This is a genomic window from Psychrobacter sp. (assembly GCF_018260395.1).
Classification (GTDB): Bacteria; Pseudomonadota; Gammaproteobacteria; order Pseudomonadales; family Moraxellaceae; genus Psychrobacter.
Window position 1 is genome coordinate 1 of sequence record NZ_JAGLBC010000088.1, and the last position, 10,338, is coordinate 10,338.

The following is a 10,338-nucleotide window of genomic DNA, read 5'->3' on the forward strand; positions in this document are numbered from 1 at the left end:
ATGCCAGTATGCGACATTATTGTCAATAATAAATGCAGGTTTTAAAGCATTTCTAAACGATAGTCAGTTCATCCAAATCTCAATGAATAGCAAAAGCGAATAGTAGCGTAGGTAGAAGAGCAACTGTTTTTATGTTTTATAATTTGCAAATGTAGACTTTTTTGTTTCTGTTTCTGTTTCTGTTTCTGTATTTTTGTTTTGCTTGGTTAGGTTTTATTGTACTTGGGTTAAGTATCAAAATTTAGTATTAGTGTACGATTAATAGTTTTACTGTTTTACCTAGTATAGCATACAAATGTTGTTCTGTTAAAACTTATCCACAGAAGACGCTGTCCCCTATAACTATATATATAATAGTTCTTTTGTTATTATTAGGGACCTATTTATCTGTGAATAACTCTAAAAATATTAATTATTTCATATGTATAAGCTGTGGTTATCATTGTTGATAACCTGTTGTTAAACTCTGTATAACTTTGCTAATTTAGTTATCCACAGGGTTAGTCACAAAGTTATCCACAGAATAATTATAGTGATATTTGTATTTTTGTGCTACAGTAGCGGCATAATACAGGGTGAGACTAATCTTTTAACCTCCCCTACCGTTGTTTTTTATTTGCTTTGTTAGGGTTAATGGGTCATGTCTGATAGTTTGCCGTTATGGGATAGATGTCTTAATGAGTTAAGATATCAACTCAAAGAAAATGAGTTTACGATGTGGTTACGCCCATTGTCTGCCAAAGTGGTTGGCAATAAGTTAGAACTGCTTGCGCCAAATCAATATTTTGTTTCCCATGTTCAAGAAAACCACTTTGATGTTATAGAACAATTGGCTAAACAGCATAGTAATGGCGAAATAAGCCAAGTCGTCATTCAAGTAGAAAGTAGTGTTCAACCTACCCATCACAACACAACATCAGCTCAAAATAATTTAGGCCAAGCTCAAACCGGCTCTTCAACGATGCCTGCAGTCAGTGCCGATTCGCTTGGTAATGGAAATGATGCTACCCAAATGGCATCTGATAAATCGTTAAGTTATATTAACCCTTATTTTACTTTTGAAACCTTTGTTAGCGGCAAGTCTAATATGTTGGCATACAAAGCTTGTCAAGAGTTGGGTAAAAAACAATCTCAAAACCGGCATAATCCTTTGTTTTTATATGGTGCATCAGGCTTGGGTAAAACCCACTTGATGCATTCTGTAGCCCATAAATATTTAAAGATTGGTAAAACGTTTTATTATTTTTCATCTGAAAAATTTATTAACCAGCTAGTTTATGCATTGCGCAATCAAAAAATTGAACAGTTTAAGCGAAAAATTAAACGAGTAGACTTGTTGATTATTGACGATGTGCATGTGTTGGCGGGTAAAAGTAAATCCAGTAGTGAATTTTTATCATTATTCGCCGACTTTATGGTCGAGGGTAAGCAAGTTATCTTAGCTTCAGATCGTCATCCTTCACAGATGACTGAATTTGATGAACGCTTTCGTTCAAGATTTTCTTCCGGCTTGGCGGTCGCTATTGAGCCTCCTGAGATGGAAACTCGGATGCAGATATTGCAGAAGAAAGCCAGTTTGTCTGGCGTAGAATTGCCAAAAGAGTGTGCTTTGTTTATCGCTCAAAACGTAGTATCTAATGTTAGACGATTAGAAGGTGCCTTAAATCAAGTGGTTGCTAATGCAAATTTAACCGGAAATCCTATCGACTTGGATATGGTGCAATACGCCCTAAAGGATGTGATAGCCATTCGTTCTCAGGCTGTAAGTATGGACAATATTCGTAAAGTGGTGGCGGAATACTATGATGTGTCGGTTAAAGATCTAATGAGTAAAAAGCGTACTCGAAGTATTGCTCGGCCTCGTCAAATTGCTATGGCATTGGCGCGAGAATTGACCAAAGACAGTTTTCCTGATATCGGACAATCTTTTGGCGGTCGAGATCATACTACAGTGATGCATGCTTGTGAAAAGGTGGCGCAGCTTCGTAGTGAAGATCCTGTATTGGATAAAGAATACAAAGCGCTGTCGATGACGTTGCAAGCGGGTTAGTCACTGTCGAAGGGCAGGGGATGATATACCAGACTTGGTGTGTATAAGATTACATAATTGAGTATACTTAATAACGTTAATAAAGATAGTATGCCAATAGGCCAATGGTTGAAATAAAATTGGCAGCAATAATAAAATGTTGGTTTAATCTAATAAGAAATATTAAACTGGGTATTACCCAATTTTGAAAATTAAGACCTCATAAAAGAGTCCAATATTATGCAATTGTCAATAAACCGTGAACTGTTGTTAAAAGCTATCAATTTGATTGCTAAGGCCGCAGATAAACGCCATAACATGGTCGTTCTAGGAAATATTAAGCTGGAAGTTACTGAGCAGCTTCTGATTTTAACCGCTTCTGACTTAGAAGTGGAATTAAGTGCAGAAGTGAAGCTAGGTAACGGCGCTACAGGTTCTATCGGTGCGACTACCCTTCCGGCTTATAAGCTTCATGAGATTTGTAAGCTTTTACCAAAAGATACCACGATTAATTTTAATGCTGAAGCCAATGAGCGCTGCATCATTACCAGTGGTAAAAGCCGCTTTGTACTGGGTACTTTACCCGCTTCAGATTTTCCCGTACTGGGCAATCCTGCTAATATTACTCCCCTTACTTTGAGTCGAGCGGTGTTGATGGACTTAATGGCCAAAACACAATTTGCTATGGCCATTCAAGACGTACGTTATTACTTGACAGGTATGCTATTTGAGGTCGCGCAAAGACAGTTGACTACTGTGGCTACTGATGGTCACCGTTTGGCTTTGGCCCGTAGTGTGATTGAGGTAGCTGATGATTTTACTATGCAGGCTATTTTGCCACGTAAAGCAGTTATTGAGCTTGAGCGCTTGGGTAATGAGCTTGGTAAATTGGTAGGAGATAATGACGGAAACCTAACCTTAGTCTTCGGTCGGGAGTTCTTGCAAGTTACCTTACCATTTGGCAATGTGGATAGCACTGGTAAGATTGATGACAGTATTAAAGTGACATTTACAGCACGCTTAATTGACGGTAAATTCCCTGATTATCGTCGAGTCATGCCGAACAGTACTGATAAAATAGCATTGGCCAACAAAGAACAGATGACAGATGTTTTAAGACGGGTCTCTATTTTAAGTAATGAAAAGTCGCGCGGAGTTATTTTCAAATTTTCACAAGATGGCAATGTTGAAGTTCGAGCCAATAATGCTGAGCAAGATGAAGCGGTTGAAGCCCTACAAGTTAAGTTTCAAGGTGAGCCTATTGAACTGTCGTTTAATGCCGCTTATTTACAAGATGTTTTAGACGTTCTAGGGGGCGATGTACAACTGCATATGAGCCAAGCAAACAGTTCAGTACTTGTAACTCAATTAAATGATTCGCAACACCAGTATGTCATTATGCCAATGCGTATCTAGTTTTGGGTTTGCATTTATTAGAGGTTCATCAAATATTAAAGGCAGTGTTATATGCTGACCCAACTTAGCGTCCATCATTTACGTAACTTGCAGACAGTTCATATTAAGGTAGGGCAATGCAATGTATTTGTGGGCGCAAATGGCAGTGGTAAAACCTCTTTGTTGGAATCTTTATACTTATTGTCACGAGGTAAAAGTTTTCGCCATCATCAACCTAAGCGCTATATCTCTCATCACGCCTCTCATACCACAGTATACGCTAAATTCACTAATGGTAGCAGTATGGCGATTCAAAAAGCTCAAGACGCCAGTAGTATTATGCGCCTTGATCAACAGACGGTATATGTTCAAAGTGCTTTAACCAAGCAATTACCCACTTTACTTATTGATCCTTCCTCTATGGACATCTTAGAAATAGGTAGTGGTAGCCGTCGTCAATTATTGGATTGGATAACGTTCCACGTGAAACCAGGTTTTCATTCACAGTGGTTGTCTTATCAAAGACTATTAAAACAAAGAAATGCTTTGTTGAAACAATCTTCAAGATTGTCGCAATCTCAATTGCAAGAATTGGCAGCATGGGATAAAGGGTTGGCCAATCACGCTGCACTTATTACTCACTATAGGCAACAAGCTTTTGAAGAGTGGCAACCTTTGTTTAATGATTTGATTAATCAATTGCTACCTGACTATGCTCCTTTTATCCAACTTCGTTTCAGTGCGGGCTATAACACTGACATCGCTTTAGATGAACTTTTGCAGCAGCGGTTGACTCAAGATTGTCAGATGGGATACACACGTATTGGCTGTCATCGTGCCGATGTACAAGTCCTGTGGGTAGACGATGCTGAAGCTAGACTGCAAAGCATAGAGCGAAGTAAGCAACTCTCTAATAATGAAGCGTTTAGCGGTAGTGAGCAGCCGATTGCAATATCTTCCGACGCCACTCCTTTTAATTTGGAAGATGAGCAGGCGTTTGAAAATGATTTGATAGACTTTGAACAAGAAGAGGATACTGTAATAGGTAATTTTCGTGAGCAAGCCGCCAATGTATTGTCTCGAGGTGAAAAAAAGCTATTGATCACTGCTTTAAGGTTATCACAGTTGCCTTTATTAGCAGTATCAAAGTTAGCTGAATCAAAGTTGGCTGCATCAAAATTAGCTGAGTTTGAAGGGGTTGGGGTTGCAGAGGTTAATGACAAGCCCTCTGGTTTGGGTGATGAAAACGAGTTACTGCCTTTGGTATTGTTAGATGATATCAGTGCTGAACTTGATGACCGAGCCATTGATATTTTGTTAAAATTGCTCTCTCAGCTTTCTTGTCAAGTTTTTATCACTAGTTTGGATCAGGAAATTATAGACAAAATAAAACCATATTGGCCTCAAGCGAAGCTGTTTCACATGAAACATGGCACAGTCACCGAATCTTCTGTTGTTTAGTCTGCTAACTACATTATCCTTGGTAATTCAAACCCCTATATCTCATGCTTTTGTCGCTATAAAATGCTATAATAGCGGTTTAGTTTTAGCATAAATATATTGGCATAGACCTGCGTGTATCGGACAAGATTGGAAGGTCCGAAATTTAGTGAAAACTTTGCAAAATCTAAGTAAATAGTGAGTCAAATAGTACGCGATATCGACAAGTGAATTGTTAAACTGCTATGTCATCTGAATTGTTGATTGTATCAGCATTGCCGTTTTAGGAAAGGATAAAACATGAGTGAATCAAACCATAATACCGAGCAAGAGCTAGTCGAAGGTATGCCAGATGTGGTCGAAGTTGAAGACTTGCCTGAAGGGGTAAACCCAGATGAGTATAGCTCTAAAAATATTCGTGTATTAAGAGGGCTTGAAGCAGTACGCGTGCGTCCAGGCATGTATATCGGAGATACCGATGACGGCACAGGCTTGCACCATATGGTGTTTGAGGTAGTGGATAACTCAATTGATGAGGCTTTGGCAGGACATTGCGATCAGATTGATATCATCATTCATGAAGATGAGTCTGTTAGTGTAATGGACAATGGCCGTGGTATTCCTATCGATGTCCATCCTGAAGAAGGGGTGTCTGCGGCGCAAGTCATTATGACGGTTTTGCATGCTGGTGGTAAGTTTGATGACAACAGTTATAAAGTATCTGGTGGTCTTCACGGTGTTGGTGTTTCGGTAGTAAATGCCCTATCGAAAAAGCTTGAGTTGAATATATGGCGTGAAGGCCATCATTATCAGCAAACTTATAGCGACGGCGTGCCAGACAGCGATATCCAAGAATTAGAAAAAACGCCACGTACTGGTACCCAAATCCGCTTTTATCCAAGCTCGGAAGTTTTTACAGGCACTGTGTTTGATTTTGATATTCTTGCCAAACGCCTGCGTGAGCTGTCATTTCTAAACTCAGGTGTACGTATTGTACTCACTGATGATCGCTCTGATAAACAGCATGTATTTGAGCACAAAGGTGGCTTATCTGAGTTTGTGGCCTACATCAATTCTGGCAAAGAAGGCTTAAATGAAGTCTTCCATTTTATCAGTGAGCAAGATGATGGTATTGTCGTTGAAGCGGCGCTACAGTGGACAGATACCTATAACGAAAAAGTACTTTGTTTTACTAACAATATCCCGCAAAAAGATGGTGGCACTCACCTATCTGGTTTCCGCTCAGCGCTTACCCGTTGTCTAAATAGCTATATGGACAATGAAAAGCTGATGAAAAAAGAGAAGGTAAATACTACTGGAGATGATGCCCGTGAAGGGTTAACAGCGATTGTTTCTGTCAAGGTACCAGATCCTAAATTCTCAAGCCAGACCAAAGATAAGTTAGTCTCTAGTGAAGTCAAATCTGCTGTTGAGTCAGCAATGCATGATAAGTTTAATGACTATTTGCTTGAGAACCCAAGCGCTGCCAAATCCATTGCCAATAAGATTATCGATGCCGCACGTGCTCGTGATGCTGCACGTAAAGCGCGTGAATTAACCCGTCGCAAAACAACATTAGATATCGCGGGTTTACCTGGTAAATTAGCCGATTGCCAAGAAAAAGACCCAGCATTGTCTGAATTATATATTGTGGAGGGTGACTCTGCAGGCGGTTCTGCTAAGCAGGGGCGTAGCCGTAAAACGCAAGCAATTTTGCCATTAAAAGGTAAAATCTTAAATGTTGAACGTGCACGTTTTGATAAGATGTTGTCATCCGCTGAAGTAGGCACTTTAATTACTGCCCTAGGCTGTGGTATTGGCCCGGATGAGTACAATCCAGATAAAGTACGTTATCATAAAATTATCATCATGACCGATGCTGACGTCGATGGGTCGCACATTCGTACGCTGCTGTTAACTTTCTTTTTCCGTCAAACCCCAGAGCTTATTGAACGTGGCTATGTTTATATCGCTCAGCCACCTTTGTATAAGGTTAAAAAGGGTCGTCAAGAGTTATATTTAAAAGACGATGAAGCGTTAAAGGCTTATTTATTATCCTCTACTATTGATGAAATGAATCTGCACGTTAACGAAGATGCGCCACCTATTACCGGTCAGGCATTAGAAAAACTGTTGAATGATTATAACCAAACGCAACTGGTTAAGTCACGGTTACAAATCCGCTATCCTGCGGTATTGTTAGATGCATTAACCCATGTACCTAAGCTGACCACAGACATGACCTATGATCATGCCGTTATGAGTGAATGGCAGATCAAATTACAAGAACAGTTAGAACGTTTTGGTAGTGATCTTTTTCCAGTCATTGAACTTGACAACATTCATGCTCCGCAAACAGATGAGTTATCTGAAGCCGCTAAAGATGCACAAAATCAATTCAAATTCAAAGGTGGTGCTAAAGTAGACAGCCAGAATGATGACATTGAAAATGCTGAAATAGTGGAAGGTAAAGACAGCGAGATGTTATCGACTAAGCCACAGTGGTTGCCACGAATTACCATTTATGTGCATAACTTAGCGCAACATTATTTATTGGATGCTGGTTTTATTAATTCAGGTGAATATGCGCGTTTAATTCGCTTGTCGGCAGAATGGAATACGTTATTGACGGATACCTCGTTTATCCGTCGAGATACCAACACTGGCGCCGCTAAAGACATTCTTCTTCGCGACTTTGATCATTTGTGGCAGCAGGTCATGATCGATGCCCGTCGAGGTTTATCCGTACAGCGTTACAAAGGGTTGGGTGAGATGAATGCTGACCAATTGTGGGATACAACCATGGATCCAGAAAACCGTCGCATGCTAAAGGTAACGATTGAAGATGCAATTGCCGCTGATCATTTGTTTATGTGCTTAATGGGTGATGATGTTGAACCACGCCGTCAGTTCATTGAAGAGAATGCTTTGACGGTGACCAATTTAGACATTTAGTATATCGACTCATCCGTTCAGCAAGGTTGTCCATTATTCGTACTGGCAACTCACTTATAAATCAAAAGTCATCTTGTTATTCAAGGTGGCTTTTATTGTTTCACGTGAAACTAGTTTGTTGTAATACCTTTGGAATAGCTATTACTATACCATTTCTAAAAACAAACCTATCAAGGACAATGAGTGAAAGCATTATCCAATATGGGTTAAATAAGTTTGAAACAGATAGGTTATTTTTCAGCATCGGTGTTATTGCTCTATAAAAGCGTTAAGCTATGTATCATAATTTGGTTATACTGATTAAAACCTGATAGGGACAAACAATATGATTAATGATGAGCAAAAGAAAATTTTAGCGAGTTTATCTAACTCTATATTAGTTGATTTTATTGTCGATACTCACGGAGTGGATAAAGTATTGGATAAAAAGATAGAACGACTGTTATTGCAAGCTGATAAACCAAAGCTCATCAAAAAGCTAACAACAGCCATAAAATCACTGAAACGACGTAGTAAATTTGTTGACTATTGGGAGTCTAGTGAGTTTGCCATAGAGCTTGAGTTTTTAAAACGTGATGTGATGAGCTTACAACAGACGCATCCAAAATCCTGTTTTGACCTGATTCATTTATTTATGGAGACTACCAATAAAAGTATAGAGCGTTGTGATGATTCCAATGGTGAAGTAGGCGATGTTTATCGCGAATTAAGCGAGTGTTGGTTACAGCTTGCAAAAGTTTGTTATACGCAAGAAAAAGAAGATATTACAGCCTCTGAACAGGATTTTTTAAGCCAAGCTTGGATAGAAAAAGTTAAAAAGGTCATGGAGGATAATGAATATAGATTAAAAGATAATATTTTATTCAATATTAATCAAGTGCTTGATAAACATGAAATAAAAAATCTAATTGAAGATTATGAACAAACCTATGATGACTTAGTTATTGAGGCAGAAAAAGAGAAAAATCAAAAACAAAAAACGGAGAATAAGACTAATCGATATTTTAAAAATCAATATGTCGGTCATTTTTTTGATATTGATTATGAACATACAAAAAAGTTTGATTATAAAATAAGTGAGCTTGCTAGATACTTAGAATATTTGGCAGAAGCACTTGAGGACGTGACTATGTTTGAGCGTCTATATTTAAAACATAGACCTAAAAGACCCCTTAACCCGCGCCAATTAGAAAGCTTACTAACATTTATGTTAGAACAAGATGAATTTGATTTAGCGTTAGGCTATCTAGATAATGAATGGCATAGTCAGGGTAAGAGGGATGAGGTAGAAAAACTAGACTGGTTAGCTAAAACATATGCTAAACAAGGTAATTTTGATAAGCAGTTACAAATGCTAGGAGAAGCGTTTGCTATAAATGCTTCTACGCAGCGATTTAAAGAGATTATGGCAATAAGTAAGCCCGGCCAGCAAGCAAAATTGCGAACACAGGCTTTAGAATTAGCTAAAAATCAAGACGATGTGATTAACTCAGTGGCACTTTTAGTAGAAGTTGGGGAGATTGATCTGGCAAATAATATGGCAGTAACTCGTCAGACTGAATTTGAAGGTGTTCATTATAATAGGTTAACTGAGCTATTGGGGACCTTACCTGAAGGTGCGGATTTGATTCAGATTATATGCTACAGAAGTTTAATTGATGATATTTTAAATAGTGGTCGTAGCAAGGCTTATAATATAGCAGCTCGCTATCTAGATAGACTAAATAATCTAGATGTAAAGCTTAATAAGCTTTGCGTCAGCTATAACGGTATTAAATCTCATAAAGTGTATATTGATTCATTGAAATCAAAACACGGGAAAAAAAGTAGCTTTTGGGAAAAGGTTGCAAAATAATGGCACAAGTGATTCTATTAGCGATTGCCTTAGCAATGGATGCTTTTGCAGTGGCAATCGGGCTGGGTGCAAAACAGGCCAATATCGCCTATTCAACCCCGACACAAGCAAAGTCTATACTAATGAAAGTAGCGATAATGGCAGGGCTCTACTTTGGTATAGCTCAAGGTATTATGCCTTTAATTGGCTATCTATTGGGATCAGTATTACTAGGTTGGCTAGCATCAGCAGCACCTTGGATTGGCTGTATTATACTCGTCGGGCTGGGAGCAAAATTGCTGTACGAAGCCATAAGCAGTAATGACGAAGAGAACGAGCGTGGGTTTGTGGAGAATATTAAAATCGACCATAAGCTGATGACCACTATGGCGATTGCTACTAGTATTGATGCGATGGCTGCTGGATTCACATTAAACCTATTGTCAGTCAACGCTTGGTTAGCTTGCTTAATTATCGCACTTGTGAGCGCTATATTTAGCTTCTTTGGAGTATATTTGGGTCGTCAATCAGGCACTAGGTTAGAGGATAAAGCAGAAATTTTCGGCGGTGTAGTGCTTATAGCCATTGGTATTAAAATGGTTTTATAATTAGCTATTCACGTTTTATTGACACTTGGATTCAATTACGAAGTGCAACGGCTCCGAATCTAGATTTTACCTCGAGA

6 protein-coding genes are annotated in these 10,338 nt (G+C 38.8%); all 6 read left to right on the forward strand.

The features are described from left to right. Nucleotides 1-640: 640 nt before the first annotated feature. The 6 genes from dnaA (at nucleotide 641) to QZ265_RS07560 (ending at nucleotide 10,261) form a co-directional block, all read left to right on the forward strand. Nucleotides 641-2,050: a chromosomal replication initiator protein DnaA gene (gene dnaA, locus QZ265_RS07535; protein WP_296404943.1), complete on the forward strand. Its 1,410-nt coding sequence runs from the start codon at nucleotides 641-643 to the stop codon at nucleotides 2,048-2,050. Nucleotides 2,051-2,269: 219 nt separating this feature from the next. Then, entirely contained in the window at nucleotides 2,270-3,445 is a 1,176-nt protein-coding gene (gene dnaN / locus QZ265_RS07540) for a DNA polymerase III subunit beta (protein WP_296404945.1), read from the forward strand. Between the two features lie 51 nt (nucleotides 3,446-3,496). Then, nucleotides 3,497-4,885 carry a DNA replication and repair protein RecF gene (recF, locus tag QZ265_RS07545; protein ID WP_296404947.1) on the forward strand — a complete coding sequence of 463 codons (1,389 nt, stop codon included), beginning with the start codon at nucleotides 3,497-3,499 and terminating at the stop codon, nucleotides 4,883-4,885. A gap of 324 nt (nucleotides 4,886-5,209) precedes the next feature. Then, nucleotides 5,210-7,819 (forward strand): DNA topoisomerase (ATP-hydrolyzing) subunit B, encoded by a 2,610-nt coding sequence (gyrB, locus tag QZ265_RS07550; RefSeq protein WP_296404953.1) that lies wholly within the window; start codon nucleotides 5,210-5,212, stop codon nucleotides 7,817-7,819. 325 nt (nucleotides 7,820-8,144) lie between these two features. Next, nucleotides 8,145-9,674 (forward strand): DUF6880 family protein, encoded by a 1,530-nt coding sequence (locus tag QZ265_RS07555; protein ID WP_296404950.1) that lies wholly within the window; start codon nucleotides 8,145-8,147, stop codon nucleotides 9,672-9,674. Beyond that, nucleotides 9,674-10,261 carry a manganese efflux pump MntP family protein gene (locus tag QZ265_RS07560; protein ID WP_296404952.1) on the forward strand — a complete coding sequence of 196 codons (588 nt, stop codon included), beginning with the start codon at nucleotides 9,674-9,676 and terminating at the stop codon, nucleotides 10,259-10,261. The genes QZ265_RS07555 and QZ265_RS07560 overlap by 1 nt, the downstream gene beginning before the upstream one ends. Nucleotides 10,262-10,338: the final 77 nt, after the last annotated feature.